Source organism: Mesorhizobium sp. M2A.F.Ca.ET.043.05.1.1 (assembly GCF_003952445.1).
GTDB lineage: Bacteria > Pseudomonadota > Alphaproteobacteria > Rhizobiales > Rhizobiaceae > Mesorhizobium.
In genome coordinates this window covers 5579166-5603232 of sequence record NZ_CP034446.1, presented here as the reverse complement: position 1 = coordinate 5603232, position 24067 = coordinate 5579166, and the positions used below count along the sequence as shown (strand labels likewise).

The window sequence follows — 24067 nt, the reverse complement described above, 5'->3', positions numbered from 1 at the left end:
GAGGATCGCCGAATAGTGGTGCAATCGAGAGCAGGAGAGGGACGGGCGTTTTTTCGGGATCGTCGGCCTGGACGAGATCAAAATGCCCGTCCGCAAGCAGTCGACGATTATCTCATGGCGCGCGGTGGCTACGGTTTCTCCATTGCGCTGCGGATACCGGCGGAACCGAAGAACCCAATCGCGGCGGCGTAGTCACCGAATTCACCGAATTCCGAATTATGTCGAAACCCCTATTTGAAAAGATCGCTTTGGCCGGCATCGGTCTGATCGGCTCTTCGTTGGCGCGCGTCATCTGCCGCGAGCGGCTGGCCGGCCATATCGCCATTGCAACTCGTAGCGCGGAGACCCTGGAGCGCGCCAAGGAACTGAAGCTTGGCGACGGCTACACGACTGGCGCGAATGAGGCGGTGCGCGGGGCCGACCTCGTCATCGTCTCAGAGCCCGTCGGTGCTTCCGGCGCCGTGGCTGAGGAGATCGCACCGGCGCTCAAAAAGGGCGCTATCCTGACCGATGTCGGCTCCACCAAGGCCTCCGTGACCGCTCAGATGCAGCGCTTCATGCCGGAGGGCGTACACTTCATCCCCGGCCATCCGCTGGCCGGCACAGAGAAGTCAGGCCCTGATGCGGGTTTTGCCGAACTGTTCGAGAACCGCTGGTGCATCTTCACGCCGCTTGAAGGCACCGACCCCGCCGCTGGAGAAGCTCTCCGAATTCTGGCGCCGTTGCGGCTCTAACATCGAACGATGGACCCGCAGCACCACGACATGACGCTGGCGATCGTCTCGCACCTGCCGCACATCATTGCCTACAACATTGTCGGCACGGCGGACGGCCTGGAGACGGTCACAAAGAGCAATGTCATCGAATATTCGGCCTCCGGCTTCCGCGATTTCACTCGCCTCGCGGCTTCCGACCCCACAATGTGGCGCGACGTGTGCCTGCACAACCGCGACGCGATCCTAGAAATGCTGGCGCGCTTTTCGGAAGATTTCGCCTCCCTGCAGCGGGCGATCCGCTGGGGCGAAGGCGACAAGCTGTTCGGTCTCTTCACCCGCACGCGCGCCATCCGCCGCTCGATCATCGCGACCGGCCAGGATGTCGACGTCCCCAATGTCGGCCGCCAGCCAATCGGGCATCCGCAGGTCGTATCATAGCAGCGGTACAGGCGCCTGCCTCGCGATCCCCCAACCTCGTCCTCTTCACCCGCCTGAAAACCAAGCTGACGCCGGTCAGCCGTTTGGAATGCGTGGCGCCGGTCCAACGCCGGTCTCGCGGCGTGCGCGCCACGGCGCCCGTGGCGTCGTTTTCGCCACAAACCGGCGCGCTCTTCCCCGTCCATGCCCTACGATCGCTTCTCGACAGCGTAAGTGCCTGTCAACGAAGATGTGCGGTTGTGGACGGAAACTAGGCGAGCTGCGCAGCAGCCGTTAGAAAGAGAAAGTCTCCCTCGATCGTTCTTCAACCCGGTCGGGTTTTGCCCTGCCAGTGGTTGAGCGCGGGCTCGGCAAGATCGCGGCGGTCGTAAATCCATCTGAGTTCCCGCCGGGCAATCGGTATCTACTATCGGGGTTGTCGAGTACGAGACACGGTAGTGTTCGGGTTGGTGTCCTGCCGCACTCTGGTAAGATATTGATCAATAAGCGAAAAATTCTTTCTGTGGCTCTTTCTGCGCACTTGGCACGACTTTTGATCTCCTTCGTCAAGAGGCGGCAGAGGCTGCCAACCGATATTCATGTCGTGGGTCGCATCGCGATCGATGGAACGAAGGAAGGAAAGCAACATGTCAGGTCCGTGTCAGGTCGCATTCTGTGGAAGGGGGATATCGGTAAATCCGCACCTCCCAAAAATACGCTCGCCGCCCTGTCAGCTTCAGACAGAACTATCTTGATCGTCGACTGCGACCCAAGGGCACGGGGCAATAAGGTGGACAAATGGCGCCAGCAAGTACAGTGCACGGCAGCATTCAGGGGACGAAGCACGATTTCACGGCAGCCTATAATCGCAAGTGGCCGCATGCCTATTTTCGCGCGCATTTGGCCTTGGACTATATGATTCCGGATCGGGCCGAGCCAGTCTTCGAAAGGATATTCGCCGATTATCGACGCGTTCGAAACAAGTCTAGGTTGAAGATCATCGATGTCGGTTGCTCCTATGGCATCAACGCTGCTTTGCTGCGCACCGATCTCGACCTCGACGATCTGTATGCTGCCTATCTGGAACCCAGCGGATCGCTCTCGCGCCGACAGGGGATCGAGCACCGCGCTTTCTTTCGCGATCGCGGCCTCCGTGACGACATCCAGTTCGTCGGCGTGGATCCATCGTTCCGGGCTGTTAGATATGCACAGAATCTGGGCCTGCTGGAGGCTGGCATTACGGCTGATTTGGAAAACCGTGACTTGACCGTCAATGAACGTTGCGCCCTCGCGGATGCGGACATCATCATCAGCACAGGCTGTGTGGGTTATGCCACGGAGCGAACCTTTGCACGCGTGTATGACGCCTCGGCGACGTCACGCCCGTGGGTCGTCGTCTTTGCAATGCATCCCTTCAGTTATGACGCTATTGCCGCGGCTCTTCGGGGTTTCGCGTTGGAAACCAAGCTCGTAGACCGGTTCAGACAACGCCAGCGCCGCTTCTCCACACCAACGGAACGGCGGGCAATCCTGAAGGCTATGGCCAAGCTCGGCATGGAGGATCGCCTAGAGCGCACGACCGGTTATATCTACGCGTCCTGCTACATCTCTGCACCCTCATGCGAAATGCTCTGAGCCTAGCGTACGCGGGATCGACGGCTTTTTTGATGAGAGTTGAAGCAGTCCGCCAAGCGCGGTGAACCGGCGAACCAAATACAGTCAACAATGATGGAACTTAAGACGGTGAGTGACCCTATGAATAACGGGATGATTTTTTCAGTTGAGGAATATCGGGCACGGGTTCAGCGCACGCAGAAGGAGATGTCTGAGCATGATCTGCCCGTGTTATTGCTGCATCAGCCAGAGAACATCCTGTATCTTAGTGGATTCCATACTACTGGCTATTTCTCCTATCACGCCTTGGCGGTTCCGAGTCGCGGCGACCCGGTACTGATCTTGCGCGATGTGGAAGTCCCGGCAGCGCACGCCACGTCTTGGGTGAAAGACCACGTGACCTATGCAGATGCCGCCGATCCGCTCCCCGTTTGGCTCGACACGGCGAGAAGAGCCCTCGATGGCCTTGGCTTCGCAGGCGGGCGTGTCGGCGTGGATGAGCACTCTTGGTTCTTGACGGTGGAACGCTGGAAGATGCTGCAGGCATTGCTGCCCAATGCGACTTTGGTCAGAGAGCCGCGCATTGTCGATCACCTGCGCCTGATCAAATCACCGCGGGAAATAGACTACCTGCGCGGCGCTGCTCGCCAGGTTGAAGTGGGCATCCGGGCTGGCATCGGGGCGATCGCGCCCGGCGTCAAAGAGCGAGAGCTCGCTGCCGCCGTGTTCGGCGCGTTGGTGAATGCCGGGTCAGAAATGCCGCTCAGCGGTACCATCACCTCGGGCAATCGAACCAATCTCATCCACGGGCAATGGTCCGACCGGCGCCTGGAATGTGGCGATACCGTCTGCCTTGAGCTCAGCGGGATCCATCACCATTATTGGGCACGCTTAATGCGCAGCGCCGTTGTTGGTTCCCCGAGCGCTGAGCAGCAGCGTATAGCTGAGACAATCATCCGCGTCCAAGACGGGGCTATCGCACTGATGAAGCCAGGCACACCGGCCAGCGTGATCGACCGAGCTTGCCGCGAGCCGATCCTGGCGTCTGGTCTGCGTAAGACATACACGAACCGCACTGGCTATTCGCTCGCCCTCAATCACCGCCCCTCCGCTGGCGAATTCATCCGCGAGTTCGTGCCGGGCGTGGAATGGGTGCTGGAGGCCGGAATGGTGTTTCATATGCTGATGACGGCAGCCGGGATGGGCTTCAGCGACACGGTGCTGGTGACGGAGCAAGGCCCGGAACGCCTAACCGGGATGGAGCGCAAGCTCTTCTCGCCTACTTGAGGTACCATCCACGATGGCTAAGGTCATGCAATCAATCATAGGTGTCGTTAGCAATTTCGACGTGGAAAAGGAAGGCTACTTCTCTCCCCCCGACTATGTACGCGCAATCGAGAAGGCCGGTGCACTGGCCCCTGAAATCGTGGTGTCCGCGCGCGGGAACGATGAAGTCGTCGAGGCGATTGAGGTGCCCGGCCGACCTTTTGCGATTGGCGCACAGTGGCACGCAGAATGCATGTACGAGAGTGAGCCCGCCTGCCGCCATCTCATTAACAACTTCGCAACCGCTTGCAGCGGGATTGAAAGAGAGCCCGGATGGCCTGCGCCACCCACCACGCGTGGGGAGAGTCACGCGAAAGCGCCTGTGAAGCTTTGACTAAGCAGTAAACATCACCGTGGGATTCGAGACCGCTAAGTGGAGTCAACGAGTACAAAGCCGTTCCTGGCACCTAGTCGAGCCGCCACTTTGCGAGGCCATTTCGTTGGCCAAAGAACGTGATCTATTGGAGAGCTAGGGTGCAAACCATAACTGAACTCGCCAATTTCGTTAGCAGCTTCCCGGGAAGCGCACTGCCAGCAGTTACACGGCAGACAATCTCGTTGCTCATACTGGACCTCATCGGCGCTGCCGCTGCGGGCCTGCGATCGCCGTTAGCTGACGCAGCCAGAAACGCAGCAGTGGAAGCCTACGGCGAAGGCTCGATCAGCATCTGGTTGACGGACAATCACTCTAGTGTGGTAGGCGCTGCGATGGCGAACAGCGCTGCCGCGAGCGCTCTGGATATCGACGACGGTCACCGCGGCGCAGCAGGCCATGCTGGCTCCGGCGTCATTCCCGCTGCCTTGGCAGTAGCTCAGGCTGTCGACGCGTCATACTCGGAGACCATGGTTGCAATCGCGCTCGGATACGAAATCGCTCTCAGAGTCGCGAGTTCTCGTCCTATCGAAACAGTCGATACTTATGCGAGTGGACGCTGGGTCGGCTATGGGGCTGCGGCCGCAGCTTGCCGTCTCCTAGGCTTGGGTGCAACAGAGACCGCTCATGCGTTGGCGATTGCCGGATCCGAAGGACCGGTCGTATTCTCTACTGCGTCAGCCAAGTTCGTGGGCAACACAGTGAAGGAGGGGATTCCCCCTGCCGTCGTTGCAGGTGTCACTGCGGCATATCGCGCGCGGGCAGCCGCAACCGGGCCTGTTGATCTTCTTGAGGACAATGATCGCTTCACTCGCCATGTCCTGACAGACAACCTTGGGTCGTCGTGGGAAGTTCAAAAATGCTATCTTAAGCCATATGCGTGCTGCCGCTACATCCACGCAGCTATCGACGCGATCCTTGCCATGCGGCGGGACGGGCAGGACATCCAGCGGCTGCGCATCGAAACTTTCCCACAAGCGATGCGCCTTGCGAACGAGCGCGCCCCCAGCACCTTGGAGGGAGGGCAATACAGTTTCTATTTTAGTTGCGCACTAGCGGCTTTATTCGGACGGGAAGCTCTACAGCCTGTTCAACTTGAGCATCTTACTGATTCACGCGTGCTTGATTTAGCTGCGCGTATTGAGCTCGAGCCGTCGTCCGATTTCGCTTCGGCGTTTCCAGCCGGAACGCCTGCTCGCGTTGTCATAGACCAGGGCAGCGGGCCGGAAGAAATGATCGTACGATATCCTCTTGGCGATGTCGCTAACCCGTTATCTAGCGAACAGGTAGTGGAGAAGTTCAAGAACATCACCCGAAACAACGTTCACCCGCAGTGGCAGGAAGAGATCCTCACGGCGATAGCTAGCCTTGACACCACAGGCTTTCTGCCGCTCCTGGCAGCCCTCTCGCCACAGGAGGGTCGACACTTACACAGAGAACGCGCCGAAGGAGACGCCGCGCGCGAGCTAGTCACGTGAAGGTATGTTTGCCACACTGGGTCTGTTCTGCTTTTTGGCAGAAATTTCTGACTGATGACCGGATATCGTCGGCGGATGCCTATGCGAATCGACCAGTTTGTGGTTCGGTGCGGCAATCAAAGTGAGAGTGCGTATGCCTCACCTTGGAATGCTCCCAACGATTCTTCCGTTGCCTCACCAGGATGTTTCCCACGCTGCGACCCTTCAGCTGACACTTCTCTGGGTACGCTCGAGCAGTTCCCGGCTCCGCCACGGTTCTTCGTCAAACCAAGCCCGCAATTCGTCAGTCACTCCTGCAAGAGAATCAGGTCGTCGCCGTTCTCGCTTTTGCTTTGGTTTCAGCTTCGCGGTGGGGCGGGATTTCGCCCTCCTTCCACGCAGTTCGCAATCCTGAGAGGAACCGATCGAGCGCGGGCTCGGTCATGGGCGGTGGCGTGGGCCATTGATCGGCGATGGCGACAAGACGCCGTTTGTGCGGATCTCATGTCCCTCAGCAGCCTAAGAGCATCCAGCCGACAGTCCCATGGGGCGCATTCCGGCGTCCGCGGTGCCGGTCCACACACCAGGTTCTGGAAGCGACGGGCATCTCCTGCCATTTTGCTGCAATTGCCGAGGTGGGACCTCCTTCTCGCTCTCCAGGGACCGTCAGGCTGCTTTCACCGACAGGTCCGTTGATAGGCAGCATTACCCGAGAGCATCGACCAGACGATCCTCGCATTCTTGTTGGCGAGCGCGACCGCCGCCACATTGGGATGGCGCCGTCCGCAACTTGCCGAGCCAGAGGCCTCGCGGATCCTGTTTGCCGCCGGCGCGACCCAGAGCGGTGCGAGTGCCATGGATCATCTGCGTGCAAATAAGTAGCCGCGTTTTGGCAGGCTGGTTGCCGAGCAGATGACGCCGGCCGCCGTTAAACTGGCGCTCGACGCCCGCGAGGAGATCCACGCCCGGCATGAAGAAGCAGATCGGCTGCGTTGTCGAGCGCGCCAAGATCGAGGCCGATCTCGCCCAACGCCGTTTCATGCTGGTCGATCCGGATAATCGTCTCGTCGCCGACACACTCGAAACCAAATGGAACGAGAAGCTCCGTATCTTGGCCAAGGCCTGCGAAGAGCGCGAGCGTGCCCGGGAGCACGATCAATTCATCCTTGATGAAGCTGTCCGCGAGCGGCTGGTTGCAATGACGGTGGATTTCAAAAAGCTCTGGGCGGATCCCGATCACCAAACCGCGAGCGCAAGCGACTGCTTTCCCACATCATGAAGGATGTCACTATCGTCAAGCTGCCGACGGAAGGAGCCACCAAGGTTCATGTGCGGGAAGATCCAGAGACGCCCACCACCCTGAGCCCAAATTCTTCTGCCCAGCAGGTCAACACGCAGCCCGGCATCGTCGAACTGGGCGATAGACTCCTCGAGGACCACGTCTATTCCGAGATCGCAGAACCGCTCAACCAGCAACGATACCGTCCGGGTGAGGCCGCACGCCGCGGTCGCCCTAACGCCCGCTTCACAGCGTTGCGAGTTGCCTATATCGTTCACCATATAAGCTGCGCTCTCGCTAGGACCGCCTGCGGGAGGCCTTTTATGGGTGGGGCGCACCTCACCGCCCTGCCAAGCCGTCTTCAGATTTGCGGTGAAGCGCTGCAGATCGATGACGACCGGTTCCTGTGGCGTTGCTTGCACTCCACGACGATCGACGCGTCTTCCCAAATCTTCCTGTGCCGCACGGATGCCGGTGAACAGCATCACCGGGTCCGCCGTTGCGAGCATCGCACGCAGCAGCTGTTTGTCGACCTCCGGCACCTCGGGATGGGCCAATACACGCTCGACCGGCGGCGCTGGCGGATGATAGCGCTTGATCACACGCGCGCCGATACGGGTCTTCTCTCGCAGCTTGAACGAGGGCTGGAAGAGATTGCCGTGCAGCCGCACTGCGTCATAGAGACGAACAAGTGCCGCCGTGGCTTCCGCACCCACGAACCTGCCATAGCCGACCAGGCGACGAACGATGGCACTGTTCTTCTGTTCGACCCATGCCTGATCATTCTTCCGATAAGCACGGGAACGCGTCACTTCCAATCCTTGACTTCTGCACCAGGAGACCACGAGTTCATTCATGAAGGCGCTGTCATTGTCAAAGTCCACGCCTTGAAGCGGAAAGGGGAACAACGACCTGGCCCGCTTGATGGCAGCGATGACAAGACCACTTTCTCGCGTCCGCACCGGCACGCACTCGGTCCAGCCTGTGGCGATATCGGTCAAGACCATCGCTTGCACAAAGCTGCCGGACGAAGAGGTGCCGGAATGGGCAACGAAGTCGACCTCGACATATCCGGGCGGCGGATCGTTCCAGTCGCCGAAGGTGCGCACCGGAACCGACCGACGCACCGCAGAACTCAGTCCGGCGCTGCCCGCCGCGAGCTACCTCACGTACTTCCGAAAGCAGGCGATCCATCGTCGCTGGACTGATCGTCAGCAGCTTGTCGCGAAGTTCGCCATCCAGATCGAGCCGGCCATGCCGCTCAAGAGCCCGCAGCAAAATGGGAATCAGCGGTTTCAGCCGTTTCGAGCAAAGGCGATCGGACGCCTCCCACAATGCCACCAGCGCCTCCAGAACTTCGGCGCCATAAAGCACCGGATATTGTCTGGTGGGCGAGGGACCGGCAGCGCGAGGTCGCAACACCCGGATCGCATGTTTGCGATGATAGCCGGTAACTGCGACGAACTCGTCCAAAATCCGTTGCTTGTCGGCCCGGCAGCTCGATCGATATCGCTCGATAATTGCTTCAATCAATTCCAACTGTGTCGCCATGCTAACCCGCCCCGCCATCCCGCCTCCGAATCAGGATGACAACAACGGCTTCATCCCCTCGGGACGGCGACCCTATTGGTAACAATCAACGTGAGGCAATGCGGGGTCAAATCCTCACTTCGCTTGACAATAATAGGAAGGCAGCACGACAAAGCGGGATCACTGAAAGTCAAACCGGCGTCCCTTGAACATCGCACCCATCGAACATCGTCGAGACGCGCCGTGCCACGCCGCGGGCATTAAACGGTGCAAAGATCCTGTAAGAAAATTTCACAGAATCTTAGCGATGGCAAATCGCTGACGGTGGTACTTTACCCATAAGCCTGAGGTCAGGCACGGCTGAAAGAGCTAATGCCGATTTACGCCTCGGACCACCGCGCAGCACAAACACCGGAGTCAACAGCCAATGGCAAGAAGAGCACTCATCCTGATTGAAGGCAGTACAACGGGTAATGGTCTTCTATATGTCCAAGCGGCCCAGCGTCTTGGTCTTCATCCAATTACCCTATCGGCTGATCCAAATCGGCACGACTATCTTGCGATGGAAGGCAGTGAGGTAGTCCGTGTCGATACGGACAATCTCGATGCGCTGATCCGTGAATGTTCCCGGCTAAGTGCGACCTATGACATTGCTGGCATCACGTGCTCAGTGGAGTCGTTCTATGCGACAGCCGGCAAGCTCAGCCGGTACTTCGATCTACCCGGACCGAACCCTGAGTCGATTGAACGATGCTGCGATAAGGCTACTCAGCGTCAGCTCCTCGAGAAGGCCGGCGTTCCGATACCTGCTTATCGCGTGGCGGCGGATGCGGCGGGCGTGGAAAGCGCCGCTGCGGGGATCGGCCTGCCGGTGATTGTTAAGCCAGCCGTAGGCAGCGGCAGCATGGGGGTCCGATTGTGCCGCAGTCTAGATGAATTGGCCGAACATACGACCTATCTGTTGGGCGGGAGTCACATATGGCGGTCGCTGCCAAGGATACTGGTCGAAGAATTCGCACAAGGCGCGCATTATACCATTGACATAATGGGAAATGAGGTCATTGCAATTGCCGCCCTTGGCTTTGGCCGCCCACCGACTTTCGTTTATCGTGAGTGCACCTATCCGGCCCCGCTGGCTGCTGACGAGCATAATCGTATCGCCGATGTTTCGCTGAGCTGTCTGCGCGCTCTCGGCCTTGGCTGGGGGCCAACGAACGTTGAACTCCGGTGGACGAAGCGTGGCCCAGTCGTCATTGAAGTCAATCCGCGTCTTGCTGGCATGTCTACTCCTCAATTGGTTGAGCTGGCTTACGGCATCGATCTCGTCACCGAGCACATTAAGCTTGTCGTCGGCGACGAATATAACTTGCGCAGAAAGCATTCGTACACTGCGGCCGTGCGGTTCCTAACTGCTGATCGCGATGGCACCCTGGATTGGATCGATGGCGACGGTCGCGCGGCTGCTGTACCAGGTGTCGCCGAGGTCAAGTTGTTTGTTAAACCCAAGACGCCGATCGTCAGGAAAAGTGATTACAGAGACTGCATCGGACATGTCATCGCCGTTTCGCCCAGCTTTGCTCAGACCCAGGCGATACTTCAGCATGCTGTCGAGTTAATTGCTTGGTCGATTACACCATTGTAACCGCTGCTTTCAGGCCACGGCCATGAGCGGCTCGGGTAGGTAGACTCATGGCAGCAGATCGTGATCCGGCTTTGTGGGTGGCCGGCGATGATGCGGGTGATGACGTCGGCCAGGTAGTAGTGAGGCTCGAGGCCGGTAGCTTGCAGTCATGATCGGCGTCGTTGTGGCCGCCGCCCGGGCAGCGCCGCGTTCGGAGCCGGCGAACAGCCACGACTTCGACCGAGGGCGAAGACTGATTCCGCACCCCTCTTCAAATGGCGGAAAACAGCGATTCCTGATTGTCGTCGTTGATGCGACGCTGAGTATTGCGCGCCAAATCGGCTTTGAGCCGTTCATCTTCAAGATCACTGGCGCGGATTTGGTAGGGCGAACCGCGCATCCCTGTCGGCGGGCAATATGCCGTCCCTGAACTGTCCGCAGTGATTTGGCGCGACGAGCGGTCCAGGTCTTTCCCCAACCGGTCTGCATGCCATGCGGTTGAGCGTGGCCGCGATTTCGGCATCCGACCACCGCGTTTCCATGGATCGCATGATTTCCAAGGCTTGTTCAGGTGTACGCTGGCCATGCTCGCCGGATTTGCGCACCTGCGAGTGCTGACCTTCGTGCCAGTGAATGGTCAGGATCATCTCGCGCGTAGCGTCAACGTCCGCCCGCGATATCCTTGATGAGGCGCGCAGCGGCTGGCGACAGCGCACGTCGACGCTCGGCGCATTCCAGGCGGCTTCAAGATCCTTGGCGACCCGTGACTCCGGAACCGCATCGACGGACGGGCGCCACGGCCGTACCTCACTCTGCCTGGCCTCCCAGGTCTCTACGCGCGTGAGCGTGGCTTCCCAGCTCTTCTCGAACTGGGCGGCAGTGCGCCGGTTCTCGGTGCCGCAGGCGGCACAACGGCGCTCGGCAAGCCACGCCCCATAGCGCGCCCGCTGCAGGTCTCGTTCATCTGATGCCGCTGGGCTTCGCTCTCCAGCTGCATCCGTTCAGCCTCCAACGCCGCTTCGACCGCCATCGGCGCAACCGCGTCCAGCGCTTCGCGTGTCACCGCCGCGTCGGTACGAAACCCTTGAACGACATGCATTGCACCTGCGCCATCATGAGGTGCCACGCTCGCAGCGATATACCGGATAACCTTGGCCACGCCCGGCATACATGACAAACTAGCTTTCGCCCGTATCGACCATAGGAATGAAACCGGGAGCGCGCGACTGCCGCGGCCCGACTTGACGCGGCCGGCTTTGCCATAGGCGTTGGCCGCGAGCGGTTCCTGGTTCCGTTCGTAGTCGCTCCATTCGATATAGGCTTCGTGATGGCCCTTGAGCACCACCCGCACTCGCTGGCCGGCGTGTAATGGCCATAGCTCTTGCGAACGCGGCCATCGACGTCTCGGTGCGCTTCTCGCACTTACCATAGACATAGGCGCCGGCGTAGACGGGTTCTTCGGGATCGAGATCACGTTGCATCCGAGACCTCGATTTCGATCCCCCGCACCCGGTACAGGAGCACTGGTCATACTTGGCGCGAGATTCTGTCGCTGCCGCGGCGCCGCCGACTACTTCAACCGGCAGAAAGGCGCCCGCCGCACGAGCGCGTCTCACCCCCAAAGGCGCGGTGCCAGCCACAAATCAGCGACCGATCGAGATCATGTCGGCGCGCCACCTTCGGTGACCGTGAACCCGGGCTCCTTCAGCGCCGTCGACCAACTCCGAAGCCGACCCGTCCCACTCACAATCGCCATCCAATGAATGGACACCTGGCTATCCTCGCTGCTTGCATCGTGGTCGTTAAATCAACCATGACAAAAACGCTTCACCTCCTCACAAACAAGGCGGTCCTCACCGGGTGCTAAGGGAGTTTCCGACACCGATGTCCGCATGGTCCCCAACGTCACTGCCGATGGCGACACCACCGAGGCGAGGCTAATCCATATGCCGCATATTATCGCGGCGCCGAATTATCGGAGCCGCGTTCTCATTGAGAGAGTTGCTGGTCTTGCCTACTTAACGAAGAGCTGGCGGGGTATTTTGGTCAGGGGTTCGTGCCCGGTTTCGGTGACGACAAACGGTTGAGTGATGGTGATTCCGTCGTTCTTGAGCCAGAGCCCCGACATCATATGGAAGCACATGCCGGGTTGGAGCACTGTCTTATCTCCCTTGCGAAGACTGACGGTTTTCTCTCCCACCGCTGGCGGATACCCAAGACCGAGCGAATACCCAAGACGTGAATCCTTCTCGTGCCCGTGCTTGGCAAGAGTCTTGGCAAACGCAGCGTGAACTTCCTCCGAAGTCTTGCCGGGAGCTACGGTGTCGAGCCCTGCATTCAGAGATTCCACGACGACGTCCGCCAGCTTCTTATAGCTCGGGCTTGGTTCGCCGACGCAAATCGTACGAGCCAGGTTGACCTGATAGCGGTGGCGATTTCCGAACAGCTCGAGATTGATGATGGTCGACGATGGCAACGGCTTGTCGGTCCATGCGGCATGCGGAGCCAGCGCTTTCTCGCCTACGCAAAGATAGGGTGGAGAGCAGGTATAGGTTCCGCCGAACTCGGGCGTACCCGCCATCATCTGATGATAGACGACAGCGGCAATGTCGCACTCCCGGACACCCGGTTCGATCATATCGATGGCACGGTACATCATCGCATCAGCGATAAGGCCGGCCTGTCGCATGAGTCCCACCTCGGCCGGGCTCTTCACCAGACGTATCCAGTTCACCAGCAAGTCTGCATCGATAAAGGTGGCCTCAGGCAATGCCTTTATCAGGTCCGCATGTGCTCGCGCGGAGTAATAGTAACCGCCCATTTCGACGCCCACTCTGATTTTCCCCCCAGCGATCTCCTTGACAATTTCCGCGACGAAGTCATACGGACTCAGAGTCGACTGCACATAGGCATCAGGGAAAGAACGTATGCTGTCGTCGGACAGGTAAGTGGTCATGAAGGCCGAAATGGCATCCATACCCCGTCCAACCCAGATCGGCTCTTCGCGATCGAGAACCACCACAATCATCTGTGGAACGTAGAATGAATAGGCGTCGTAGCCGGTCAGGTAATTGGCATTGGCCGGCTCGGAAAGCAGGAGGACGTCTATGCCCCGCCTCTCCATTTCCTTCTTCACCGCAGTGACGCGTGTCGCGAACTCGGACCGCTCAAAACGTAATTCCTTTTCCATTTCGAACCCTCGATAATACGTCTTCAGAGACTATGCAGATCGCTTTTCCGCTGCACCTGGAGCCAGCAGTCACCGCAATCGTCGGTCAGATAAAGCCCGATCTTGTCGTCCTCCGCAGGCTCCGTCTCTTGAAAAGTAGAAATCTTCATGAGTAATACGACTAACATCCGGATCACCGGGAGGCTGGCCAGCCGTCATCGCGATCATGAGCCAGTCGAAAGCGCCGTATGGCGGAGAAGTCTGACGAGGCTTAAGCCGAGCGGCATCGACGAGCAGCGGCGCCAGGAACGCCAAGGCGGGCGATCCGCCGAAAGTCACGACCGCCGCCTATTCGCCAATGCTCGCCGTATAATCGCGGCCTGCCCCGCAAAACGGGGGCCAACTCCGACGCCGAGCTGGTCATCGGACACCTGAAAGCCGAGCACCGCTCGGCCGCAATTTACCTCGTCCACAGAATCGGCGACCCATCGATGTCGTGCTAACAGCCAGCGTCTACAACTTCCGCCACATGCTCAACTGGCTGAGGATTTTGCTGCACCACACCCTGATTGCTCTGCTCGCCGCACGAGAATCCACGGGCTCGGCCAAAATCATCCTGATTGGGATTTTCCACGGGCAGCTAAAGGTATTAACATCGAACTGCGTCTTTCTCCTGCTCTCAATTGCACAGTATTCGGCGACATCATTTCTTCTCAGGCGCCGCGTGCGCCGGTGCGGGGGAGGAAGGGACCGCAGATTGTTCCTGTTCGCCCGGGGTCGGAAAAGGTGCAATCGACCAACTAATTAAGTGGACGGCACGCTCAAGTATCGCCGCAGTCCGGGCACGGCTGGGTGAAGCGGCGATGACATGTCCGACGCGGTCACGATAGTCGCCTTTCCTCACGATCGGCGTCTTCGGTTGCATGTACAATTTCACCTCGGCGACACCCGGTACAGCGGCCGCCCGACTGTCGCCATCAATCCAATCGAGGATGCCATCGCGATCAGCATTTAGGCACTGCGCGGCTGCAATGTGCAAATGCCTTCTGCGCAAGTCCCATTCGTCACCAATCACAAGCTTGATGTGCTCGGTAATGAGATCAATACCGTAAGCGGCCTGAACCAGCCGAGGACTGGTCCCACCCGCAAGACGCGGATTGACTTCAATGACGACTGGCCCACGCTTGGTCCACCGGAGTTCAACAGTCGTTGGCCCCCAGCCTAGGTCGAGAGCTCGCAAACAGCTCAGCGAAACATCAACGATACGCCTTTGTTCGTCATCAGTCAGCGGCGCCGGGCAGGTCAAAAGGCTGAAGACGAAATGCGGTGGGCGGTCGAACTCGCCCGCCTCAATCCCTATGACTTCATTTCCCATTATGTCAGCCCCATAGAATGGTCCTTGTGCGAATTCTTCGACCAGTATCTTCGGCGACGTTCGCCATATGTGCTGCCCGCCCAACAGATAGGTGGTATGCTCGGCTAACTCGTCGACATTGCGACACAATCGAACACCGCTGCTGCCGCTGCCTACGGCTGGCTTAACAATCACCGGCAGGCCGATCTCCGCGGCAGCGCTTTCCACACCCGCCGCATCCGTCGCCACGCGATAAGCAGGTATTGGAACGCCAGCCTTCTCGAGGAGTTGACGTTGAGTGAATTTGTCGTAGCACCCTTCAATCGATGCGGGGTTCGGTCCCGGTAGATCGAAATGCCGACAGAGCTTGCCGACTGTCGCACAGACCGACTCGTCGGAGCCCGTAAAGCCCGCAATGCCAGCAATATCATAGGTCGCACCTAGCCGGGAACATTCGTGGATCAGCGCATCGAGATCGTCTGTGTCGACTTGGATCGCCTCAACGCCTTCCGCCGCAAGGTAGTCGTACTGAGTTGGATCAGCCGACAGGGTAATTGTATGAAGACCAAGACGCTGGGCCGCTTGGACGTATAGCAGACCAATACTCCTATGGCCTTCAACTAAGATGAGCGCTCTTCTTGCCACCAGGGTTATCCCTCCGTTGAGTTCTGGCCGTCTGAGGCGTAAACAGGTATCAGGTTTGATCCGCGCCTGACCTCAGAGTTCGCAGTGAAGATATCATCGGGAGCGACCTGCAGTCGTAAAGAATATATAAATTTAGTTGAAGGATCCGTTGCAACATTTTGGTTTCCGCCATGTGGCACGGAGCGTCTCGATTTTGGAGGGTTGCGATGTGCAAGGGACCCCAACTTAATCAATCAATCATCCTGCTTTGCGTGCGCTGGTGTCCGGCCCAATGAGCCATAAACGCACATATTTTGAAAGCAACTTTCGGGAGCATGGTAGGATCGCGAGCGCTGTAGAAGACATTGTCAGGAGCCGCTGGGTCTACCGCAAGCTGAGGAACTTCCGCCGAGGCACCGAGGCCGACATCTCTCGCCTAAAACGTGCTTACGGTCTGGCCTGCTGCACCTGGGGCGGGCTAACCCGCTTCAAGGCTTACGTCTGGTCCTCGGTGGTCGCTTACAACCTCGCCCTCTTCGCCCGCCTCACACCCAACTGAGCCCACGGATCGGGCCGTCCTCAATGGCATGCCGGCGAGCGCCGGCCGATACCTTACGCCCGCATGACTGTTGCAAACGCTCTCGGTCGGCGATTTCACCGACTCGCGACATCACGTGCCGCAAAGACACCATAGATTGACAGCGAAACGACCTTGAACGCTCGCAAAAGCAGCCGTTTATGGACGAGGACTAGACTAAAGCACGTCCGGCGATCGATGAATCGATCGTGATGTGACGCGAATCGTTTTGGCTGATTCAACGTCCACTTTTATGGAGGTGGACTATGGCGAGAGCACTTGGTGAGGATCTGCGGTCACGTGTCGTGAAAGCTGCGGGTAAAGAAGCATCGGCCCGGCAGGCAGCGGCTCCGTTCGGTGTCGGGATATCTAGCGCGATCCGCTGGATCGGCAGAGCCCGGATGGGCGAGACGACACCACGACCCGCACGGACGACGGCGCGGCTCGCGTCACGCCCATGCCGACTTCGTCATCGGCCGAGCGGACCATCGCAGCCCTGTGGGACACCGTCGGCGCGCTCGTCGACCTTTTTACGTCAACAGAAGCGCAAACTACTTCAAGGCCGTAGGCTATGAAAGCAATCCCGCAGACTGCGATCAGTCCGAGCATCGTCCCGCGTAGTCGCTGGGTCCATAGGATACATAGGCTGCAGCCGCTGCGCCGCTCCAGCCGCGGACTGATCTGCCGATTGTTATAAGATTAAGCGCTGTCCATATGTCGCTCGTTCAAGTTGCCTGATGATCATCAATAAGCTCATTCACCCTCTGTTTGCGGTGTATCTCAGCGTGCGCCCAGCGTTCCCGTATTTCCGCGCATTTCAGCTGCATTTCGCCATACATCTTCTTTGCTACAGAAAGCTGGTCGTCGGTTGATCTTATTCCGGGTCCTCGCCCGAACTGCAGAGCGTCTCTGCACTCCTCGAGAGTTGCGGGTAGCACCCCAGCGAGCTGGCTGGCCAACTCGCTTCGGCGCTCTGCCACAGGACTATCCTGAGACAGGCGCTTGGCGATGTCGCCAACCAGTGTGTGGGCCTTCCTGAAAGGAACGCCTCGCGACGCCATCCGTTCGGCGGCGACGACCATCATCGGTGAGCCGTCCTCCAGATTTTCACGCATAGACTGCACATTGAAAGTCATGAATTTCACAATGAGCGATGTGAGGGTGATTGCCTTCTTCAGGGCCTCCTCTGCAAGGCTCAGAGTAGAGCAGCCGTAGTTGCTCGTTTCAATCGAGTTGCTGAAAGGCGATTTGCAGGCTGCTGTCGCCGCAGCGACGTAAGCGCCAAGCACGGTGCTTGCCGATCCCTTAATGTGTTCAAGCAGAAACGGGTTCTTCTTTTGGGGAGCATGGAAGAGCCGCCAGCAAGATTGTGAGGAATGTCGATGAGGGCGAACTCCCGCGTCGTCCAAACCTGCAGGTCCTGGGCCACACGACTAAGTAGCGTTGAAACGCCAACGAAGAGTGAAAGCGCTTGTAGGTGATGGTCACGGCTTGCAACCGCATCAAGTGAGTTGAATAACGGCAGTTCGAATCCCAGAAGATTTGCTGTCTTCAACGGATCTATAGGCATGCTGGTGCCTCCGCCGGCACCAGCTCCCATAGGGCAGTTCCTGATGTCCTCCAGCAGGCAATGGAGGCGCTGGCGCTCGCGCCCCAGAGCGAAGAAAACCCCGAGCAGGTAATGCCCTGGCGATCCGGGGAGTGCAATCTGGTACTGACTGTACAACGGAGCCACAAGTCTCGACGCTTCCTCGACTCGCTGAAGCAGAGCATCTTGTGCAATTCCTATTTCTTGGGAGATGGAACACGCAGCTTCCCGAAGGACCAGGAGAGAAATGGTCGCGTTCAAGTCGTTGCGGGATCTGGCAAGGTGTAGCCAGCCAGCCTTTTCCGGGCCAGCTCTGGCGGCGAGTTCTGCCTCGTAGGCAAGGTAGAGGCCACGCGGAGCATCGCGGCCCTCCAAAGACTGAAAGCCCTCGTCCTGGAGGTCCAAGATGTGCTTCAGGAGATCGGCAGCGGTTGCCTGGCTGACCAGGCTCTGGTCCGCAAGCATCACCAGATGTGCTTCGTCTATGGCCGCCTGGTGCCGCAGAAGGCGGCCATCGCGCGAGATTTCTATAGGCGGAGCGAGCAACTTCATCGCTTCGGGATGCAGAGTCCACCTAGCATAGCTTGACCCAGGGTCCTGCTTGTTGTCCGATTCACCACCACCCGTCTCGATGTCGATCACAAGCGAGTCGATCATCCCTTCAGCTGCCGCTGCAGCGGCGTTGAGTTCATCGGCGACGCCTATAGCGTAGGCTACTCGGTCCCTGAAGTCGCCATTTATTTGAACTTCGTCTCCCTCAGATTTCAGTAGCCTCGCCTCGGGCACTGTCTGGTCTGGATTTCGAGAAAAGCCCAGGCGTTTGAGCTTCCCGGACGTGGGAGCAAGTCGGAAGCGGATGGCTCCCGCCCTTGCGCTCGCGCGTGGAGGCGTGAACCCTTCTCCCGCATAGAGTTTAATGACCATGTCCAGGATTGACGTACCCAAAGCGTGCGACAGCATGACTGGGATCATTCCTCCAGCCATTCTGGGATTGACCTCAATGATGACCGGGCCCGACTCCGCTATCACGAACTCTACATGAGCCGGTCCGAACTCCAGGCCGAGCGCCGATACCGCGCTTACGGCAAAAGAGGCCAATTCCTGGAGAGAGTGCCCCGGAAGCGGGGTCGGGAAGTCGTGCCCCACTTCAACGAAGCAGGGAGGCGGGCCCTTGTGCTTGGCAAGAACTCCAAGGCAATGCAGGGTTCCATCGTTCGCAATTATCTCTGCGGAGTATTCCTTACCCCTTATATATTGCTGGATGAGGACATCAGGGCTGCACAGACCTACCTGGTCGAGTAATGCGCCCCTTGCGCTCTCAAACGCCTTGATGGTGGCTGCTGTGCTATCGCATAATCTCACGCCGCTACTACCGCTTCCGGAGACCGGCTTCACGACTACTGGCAGAGTAGCTTGGGCAAGAATGTTCTCCACGTCGCTGACGGAAGTAGCCAATCGCGTTTCAGGGATCGCGATTGATTGTCGCCGTAGCTCGGCCGCTTGTTTCCATTTGTTTCGGCAGGTAGCTATAGCCTCAGGATTCGCTGTTGGTAGCCCGATCGCCGTCGCAGCACTTGATGCTGCTTCAACAAAATATTCCGACGATGAGTATATTCCTGCCATCCTTCCCAATTTGGTGGCGACCCCGACGAGTTCGTCCGGACTGCGCGTTTCAGCTTCGATAACGTGAGCGACGGTGTCCTTAAGAAACGCATACCGAGCGGGATCGCGGGTAACGAGATAGGGCTCAAAGCCCAGGGCTCTGGCCCGTTTCATCAACAGTTCGCCGGTGCCCGTCGTATTGCTTTCCACGAAAAGGAAGCTACCTCGGTTCATGAATCGTCCTCCAGCACATTTAGGACAGCTTCCCGGCTTTTCCGATTCCAGCGATATCGGTTCCAGGGCGGGAGAGCGGTCGAGGGATGCTCTTCGCTGGACGGAGCGTCCAGAAGAACACCTTCATGCAGACATCCGTTCTGCTTGAGCCACTCGTGGTCATAAACAGCTTCGGCGTAGCGGTGGCCTTCGTCAGGACCTATGACGACCACGGTTTCTCTTGGATACTGCCGAGCGTGCCAATGCCCAACGATGTAGCTCGCCCCGGAGGTCGGACCAGCGAAAACGGCGTGCTGCTCGTGGAGGGTATGGGTTGCAGCAAATGCCAGCGGAGCCGAGATGAGATGGACATCGTCAAACAGTTCATGCTTCACGTTGTTGGGGACAAGACTGTTCCCCAGCCCCCGCAGTTTCCGTTCGCCATCCGGTTGGCCAAAAATGACACTATTGAAGGTGTCAACTCCGATCAGGCGCGCGCCAGGGGCTGTTTGGCGGAGGCGCTCTATCGTTCCGCAAGTAGAGCCTCCTGACCCCACAGAACCGACCAAAGTTATGTTGGCGCCTAGCATCCCCGATATTTGATCGGCGAATAGCTTATAGGCTGCTGGGTTGTCCGGTGTTTCGTATTGCCGGGGCCAGAAACAGGAATCACCCAACTGTCTCATCTTAGCATGCAATGCGTCTAGCCGGCTTCTTTGATAGCCGCCCTGCTTGGCTTTTTCCGTTACTGTGACGACTTCGGCTCCCAGGGAGCTCAACCTGTTTTCCAGACCTTTGTCCATCACTGGGTCTGTGAAGATTTCGAGCTGGAATCCACGTTCCCGACAAACTACGGCCAAACCCAGCGCGAAGGTTCCGCTTGAAGTCTCGAGAACTTTCATCCCTTGCTTCAAGGTCCCTCGAGCCAGCGCTTGCTCAATGATGTACTTCGCAGGGAGAAGCTTCATAAAAGCAAACTGCGCAAGATATAGATTTGTCTCACATCTAATAATACTTGGCAGAGCATATGCCTCAGAATATCCGGAAAATGGCAGGCGTCTGTTAACAGCGTCCATATTATTACCTCATCGGCAGCCAGTCATGGTCAGGTAGATTTTTGGCGAGGTGTCGAAACGCGATACATCAGCGAGCACGGACTGAAGCTTCTGTGGGAAGTCCGCCGCCCTTCGATCAAGTAGGATTCCAATCATCGTGCCGCTGTGCGCGACTATTACCCCGAGAGCCTCAGTGGCCTCGGATGCTTTTAGCATCGCGTTCAGATGCTCCTTTGGAGCCCGCTCCTGATGCAGGAGTGCACTGGCCGTAGCTATTCTGCCTATCGTGGCCGTGTCAGCCCGCGGAATTGCTATCCGCGCGCTATCGAGTAGTCGATGATATTCCGCTTTGTGACTGGCGGAGATATCACCCCGCCGCTGATCATAGTCGACAGTTTCGACAGTCCCGCCTTCGTCGACTCCAACGATTGCAAGCGGCGGCATTTGCCCAAGGAAGGACAGCAGGCTACAAGCTCGCTGTCGATACGCGACCACGCCGGGATACATCACTCCGTCCGATGGCTCGATCTCGGCCATTAGCTTCTCGATCAGCGAGGTCCTGACTCTACGCTTAAAGCAGCAGGCGATTGAACGTGCCGTTGCAACAAGATCTGCTGATGAACTGGCCAGCCCTTTGCCTTCGGAGAGTTCAGATTGCAAAACGAGGGTTCCTCCTGAGGTGCCGAGTGCATCCACGAGATTCTCTGCTAGCCGTTTAGCTTTGACTTTATGAAGCGGATAAACGGTTACGGATCGCGTACCCGCTGTCGGCATGAAATGGGCACGCGCAAAAAGCGCTATGGGCATCGTGATTAAGAAATGCGGGTCCTGACGAGATGAGCCTACCGGCAACTCGCCTTGCAGCAACTCGCCGAATGTGCCGCAACAGAGAGCCCCGCTAGAATGAACCCTTGGCCCCGCCCCGTCCTCGACAGCAATCTCAGCCGCATCTCCTCCGTCGAACGCCTGGTGGTCCATGTAGGGCTTCCAAAATTCATCGGCGGCCGCTTCGAGGAGTTCTCTAGTCGAGATGCTCGCCCCGCTTGCTGAAAGGTCGATAGGATGGTCAGAGTTTTGGATCGACATATCACCTCCCCGTCAGGTACATTAAGCGAGAATAGCCCTGTCATGCGAACAGGGCTCGCTTTGAGTTGGGATACTTCCAAGTTCCCTGGGGGTGCTAGGTCACCTGGCGTTAAAGATTGGAGTGAACCTATCATAGTCAGTGAATTCAGATCGCAAAGAGTCTGTTAACTTACCTGAAGGATCTGTTGCACTACTTTGGTTGGGGCACGACGTACGTACGATCTTCAAGGGCGCCCCCTTCAGCTGAGCAATATAGCACTGCGCACGATGCTCGATCGATTACTCCCCGAACACGGTTGCAGAGCGCCCACGACGAAAATCCCCATCAGAATTAAGAGAACCTATCGTCATCTTCACCAAAGACCGCATCGACAACCTTGGCATATGGTCAATAGGCGCAGGGTTGCCGTCATAGCACGCGGCCCTGGCCGAATGCTTGCGTTGCGCACGCTGATACTTGTTGGTCCACCGCGATCGTTTAGCCCCGCCATTCCGGCGACGAGGTTGGTCGCGTCACAGCCGAGCTCGACATCCGCTGCGCGGCCTTGCCCACGCATCTTCCAGGCTTGGGGGCCGAAAGCCATGGGCGCTCACTTCCGAGCGCTAAGAGCGCGGCCCAAACCTGAGGGACATAGCTGACAGATTATCCGCAATGAGCCCAGCCCGAGCGGGGAGCTGACTCCATGCACGGGCCGGCTGCCTGGTCCCCTCAGAGTGCTGGCACCTGTGGGCCAAGTGGCCTCGAACGAACTTTGAGCGCACCGCTGGCACGGCAGGGCGGCGCAACGCGAGCTGGCGCGTCAGCCATTGCGAAAGGTGTAGCCATAACCGTTGATTGCGGGCGCGCCACCGCGACGGGCATAGAGGACCCTCTACCCTCTGGAAAGAAGCCTCTCTGGACGAGGTCGATCATCCTTGCATTGCCTTCATAAACGGGATCGGTAATCATGCCCTCGAGCCGCGCGCACAAACGGATCGCCCGCTTGGTTTCCTCGGATGGAATGCCATAACGCGGGTACGCGTAGTCCTCGAGCAACACCACGTCATCCTGAACGATTTCCGTTCCAAGCTCAACAAGCATCGCTGTATGTTGGGCAATGCTAAGCACCTGCGCCTTTGTCTTTGCGGGACTGGCAGAGGCATTGATACCGATCATGTTCCGCTGTCGACCGTCCCCGGCGAACCCGACGATCATGCCGGCATGCGTTGAACCCGTGACAGTGCAAACGACAACGTAGTCGCCTTTGACCGGCTCGGGATCAGCGAGGGCGCGACCTCGAATGCGGTACAGCATTTTTCCGTGAGCCTGATCATAAGAGGACATCCGCTGATGTGTTCGGAAGATCCTCTGCATCGAACGTGCCAGAAGGAAATTATCATGAAGGCAATGGGTAGCTGGTTTGTGATCCCGTCGGGTATCCGACATTGAGGGGGAAACCTTCAGCCGGCGGCCGATTTACAACGTCGCCGTCATCTTGCAGGTAGGGCTAATAGGCCAGCTCCGCACCGGAAATTTCTCGTAGGGACGGCCGGCAACCCAAGTTTACGGACTGTGGCGCGGAAAACGGCTCTTGCCACCTTCTCGCAGCGCGAATCTGAAAAAGACGCCTTCGGAAGGCGGGGCTTCCAGGAGGTCTCGCCCGTCTTGCGGAAAGATCGAGACGAGATCCGGATGCCTTCTTCACTCACTCGAGGCGCAGCGCAAAAGATGGTCACACAGCTACGTCGGGGGCTAGCCGAGGCCGCCGTTCGGGTGAACAGACGCCCCGGCTGGTATCGCATAAGGTCTGCCGCCTCTTGCCTCGACCTCATAAAGCTCTTTCCCAACTATGACGGATGCCGATGTCAAAGCCCTCGTCGACCAAGCGCACCTCTGCGCCCAAGATTCGGCTCAAAAGAATGTTGCCGACCCGGTCATAGACAACATCTTCATGTGGGACCCAGCTCTCCTGAACCAGGAGACATTTCATGCCGATCTTCGCGGCGAGTGCGGCGACCGTGCGCGTGTGGTAGGACTGCACGCCGCCGACGGTGACGAGCGTATCGGCATCTGACGCGATCGCATCGGGGATGATGTATTCAAGCTTGCGCAGCTTGTTCCGTCGAATGCGAGACCTGAGTTGCAGTCCTCGCGTTTGGCGTAGGTTTCCGCCTTGCCTCCGAGATACTTGCCGAGACGGTCGGGCTTCTCGATGGGGTTGGTAAGGTGAGCGGGTAGCCTTCGAACTTTTCGAGCATGTTTTCTTCAACGGCAAATTAATTTTGAACTCGCGACGAGAATACGCAAACACGGTGCCAAGTGATGGTAACGCCTGAAACATTCTACCAATGCTCACCTGACTGTCGGGATTGTCGAATTACCGACACGTCCTCGTCGGCCCTGACTCAAATTGGGGTCGAGGGTCAGCCATAGCCAAAGGGCCAGCGATAACCATATATTGTCGGCACCCCCGCTGAGACGCGCGA

The 24067-nt window shown here is 58.2% G+C and carries 16 protein-coding genes and 7 pseudogenes; 10 read left to right on the top strand and 13 right to left on the bottom strand.

Features of this window, described 5'->3' with window-relative positions:
• The first annotated feature begins 218 nt into the window (after positions 1 to 218).
• The 5 genes and pseudogenes from EJ069_RS27060 (at position 219) to EJ069_RS27040 (ending at position 5924) form a co-directional block, all read left to right on the top strand.
• A pseudogene (locus EJ069_RS27060) lies at positions 219 to 1154 on the top strand (prephenate/arogenate dehydrogenase family protein).
• A gap of 777 nt (positions 1155 to 1931) precedes the next feature.
• Positions 1932 to 2768 carry a hypothetical protein gene (locus tag EJ069_RS27055; RefSeq protein WP_245456309.1) on the top strand — a complete coding sequence of 279 codons (837 nt, stop codon included), beginning with the start codon at positions 1932 to 1934 and terminating at the stop codon, positions 2766 to 2768.
• A gap of 90 nt (positions 2769 to 2858) precedes the next feature.
• Complete coding sequence (locus EJ069_RS27050) at positions 2859 to 4034, top strand: Xaa-Pro peptidase family protein (RefSeq protein ID WP_126063841.1); 1176 nt, start codon at positions 2859 to 2861, stop codon at positions 4032 to 4034.
• A gap of 13 nt (positions 4035 to 4047) precedes the next feature.
• Positions 4048 to 4407 (top strand): gamma-glutamyl-gamma-aminobutyrate hydrolase family protein, encoded by a 360-nt coding sequence (locus EJ069_RS27045; protein WP_126063840.1) that lies wholly within the window; start codon positions 4048 to 4050, stop codon positions 4405 to 4407.
• A gap of 140 nt (positions 4408 to 4547) precedes the next feature.
• Positions 4548 to 5924 (top strand): MmgE/PrpD family protein, encoded by a 1377-nt coding sequence (locus EJ069_RS27040; RefSeq protein WP_126063839.1) that lies wholly within the window; start codon positions 4548 to 4550, stop codon positions 5922 to 5924.
• A 656-nt stretch (positions 5925 to 6580) separates the two neighbouring features.
• Here EJ069_RS27040 and EJ069_RS27035 read toward each other — a convergent pair.
• Positions 6581 to 6704 (bottom strand): annotated as a pseudogene (locus EJ069_RS27035) (IS110 family transposase); the annotation flags it as partial.
• A gap of 169 nt (positions 6705 to 6873) precedes the next feature.
• Between EJ069_RS27035 and EJ069_RS27030 the strand changes: the two are divergent.
• Complete coding sequence (locus EJ069_RS27030) at positions 6874 to 7182, top strand: hypothetical protein (RefSeq protein WP_245456307.1); 309 nt, start codon at positions 6874 to 6876, stop codon at positions 7180 to 7182.
• On the opposite strand, the gene EJ069_RS33475 is transcribed toward EJ069_RS27030, so the two are convergent.
• A complete protein-coding gene (locus EJ069_RS33475; protein ID WP_348639345.1) occupies positions 7140 to 8291 on the bottom strand; it encodes a transposase family protein in 1152 nt (383 codons plus the stop codon). The two genes, EJ069_RS27030 and EJ069_RS33475, sit on opposite strands and share 43 nt — an antisense overlap.
• Here EJ069_RS33475 and EJ069_RS33470 point away from each other — a divergent pair.
• The gene (locus tag EJ069_RS33470; RefSeq protein ID WP_348639344.1) at positions 8284 to 8772 is read left to right on the top strand and encodes a hypothetical protein; all 489 of its coding nucleotides are present in this window, start codon (positions 8284 to 8286) and stop codon (positions 8770 to 8772) included. The two genes, EJ069_RS33475 and EJ069_RS33470, sit on opposite strands and share 8 nt — an antisense overlap.
• A gap of 367 nt (positions 8773 to 9139) precedes the next feature.
• Positions 9140 to 10354 carry an acetyl-CoA carboxylase biotin carboxylase subunit family protein gene (locus EJ069_RS27020; RefSeq protein WP_126063838.1) on the top strand — a complete coding sequence of 405 codons (1215 nt, stop codon included), beginning with the start codon at positions 9140 to 9142 and terminating at the stop codon, positions 10352 to 10354.
• Here the strand turns inward: EJ069_RS27020 and EJ069_RS33465 are convergent.
• The 5 genes and pseudogenes from EJ069_RS33465 to EJ069_RS27000 all read right to left on the bottom strand — a co-directional run.
• Positions 10309 to 10570: pseudogene (locus EJ069_RS33465) on the bottom strand (transposase domain-containing protein); the annotation flags it as partial. The gene EJ069_RS27020 and the pseudogene EJ069_RS33465 sit on opposite strands and share 46 nt — an antisense overlap.
• A 34-nt stretch (positions 10571 to 10604) precedes the next feature.
• Positions 10605 to 10919: a hypothetical protein gene (locus EJ069_RS27015; protein ID WP_126063837.1), complete on the bottom strand. Its 315-nt coding sequence runs from the start codon at positions 10917 to 10919 to the stop codon at positions 10605 to 10607.
• 246 nt (positions 10920 to 11165) lie between these two features.
• Positions 11166 to 11684, bottom strand: a complete 519-nt coding sequence (locus EJ069_RS27010) for a hypothetical protein (protein ID WP_126063836.1) — start codon at positions 11682 to 11684, stop codon at positions 11166 to 11168.
• A 663-nt stretch (positions 11685 to 12347) separates the two neighbouring features.
• Positions 12348 to 13523 carry a Xaa-Pro peptidase family protein gene (locus EJ069_RS27005; RefSeq protein ID WP_126063835.1) on the bottom strand — a complete coding sequence of 392 codons (1176 nt, stop codon included), beginning with the start codon at positions 13521 to 13523 and terminating at the stop codon, positions 12348 to 12350.
• Positions 13524 to 14205: 682 nt separating this feature from the next.
• Positions 14206 to 15501: an acetyl-CoA carboxylase biotin carboxylase subunit family protein gene (locus tag EJ069_RS27000; RefSeq protein WP_126063834.1), complete on the bottom strand. Its 1296-nt coding sequence runs from the start codon at positions 15499 to 15501 to the stop codon at positions 14206 to 14208.
• Between the two features lie 334 nt (positions 15502 to 15835).
• On the opposite strand from EJ069_RS27000, the pseudogene EJ069_RS26995 reads away from it, so the two are divergent.
• A pseudogene (locus EJ069_RS26995) lies at positions 15836 to 16039 on the top strand (ISNCY family transposase); the annotation flags it as partial.
• 284 nt (positions 16040 to 16323) lie between these two features.
• Positions 16324 to 16443, top strand: a pseudogene (locus EJ069_RS26990) (IS630 family transposase); the annotation flags it as partial.
• A gap of 339 nt (positions 16444 to 16782) precedes the next feature.
• Here the strand turns inward: EJ069_RS26990 and EJ069_RS33460 are convergent.
• From EJ069_RS33460 to EJ069_RS26965, 6 genes and pseudogenes are all read right to left on the bottom strand, one after another.
• Positions 16783 to 17346 carry a hypothetical protein gene (locus tag EJ069_RS33460; RefSeq protein ID WP_245456302.1) on the bottom strand — a complete coding sequence of 188 codons (564 nt, stop codon included), beginning with the start codon at positions 17344 to 17346 and terminating at the stop codon, positions 16783 to 16785.
• Positions 17253 to 19481 (bottom strand): lyase family protein, encoded by a 2229-nt coding sequence (locus tag EJ069_RS26985; protein WP_245456301.1) that lies wholly within the window; start codon positions 19479 to 19481, stop codon positions 17253 to 17255. The genes EJ069_RS33460 and EJ069_RS26985 overlap by 94 nt, the downstream gene beginning before the upstream one ends.
• Positions 19478 to 20536: a cysteine synthase family protein gene (locus tag EJ069_RS26980; protein ID WP_126063833.1), complete on the bottom strand. Its 1059-nt coding sequence runs from the start codon at positions 20534 to 20536 to the stop codon at positions 19478 to 19480. The genes EJ069_RS26985 and EJ069_RS26980 overlap by 4 nt, the downstream gene beginning before the upstream one ends.
• A gap of 9 nt (positions 20537 to 20545) precedes the next feature.
• Complete coding sequence (locus tag EJ069_RS26975; RefSeq protein ID WP_126063832.1) at positions 20546 to 21601, bottom strand: hypothetical protein; 1056 nt, start codon at positions 21599 to 21601, stop codon at positions 20546 to 20548.
• 800 nt (positions 21602 to 22401) lie between these two features.
• Positions 22402 to 22841: pseudogene (locus tag EJ069_RS26970) on the bottom strand (pyridoxal-phosphate dependent enzyme); the annotation flags it as partial.
• Between the two features lie 495 nt (positions 22842 to 23336).
• Positions 23337 to 23839: pseudogene (locus tag EJ069_RS26965) on the bottom strand (pyridoxal-phosphate dependent enzyme); the annotation flags it as partial.
• Between the last annotated feature and the right edge of the window lie 228 nt (positions 23840 to 24067).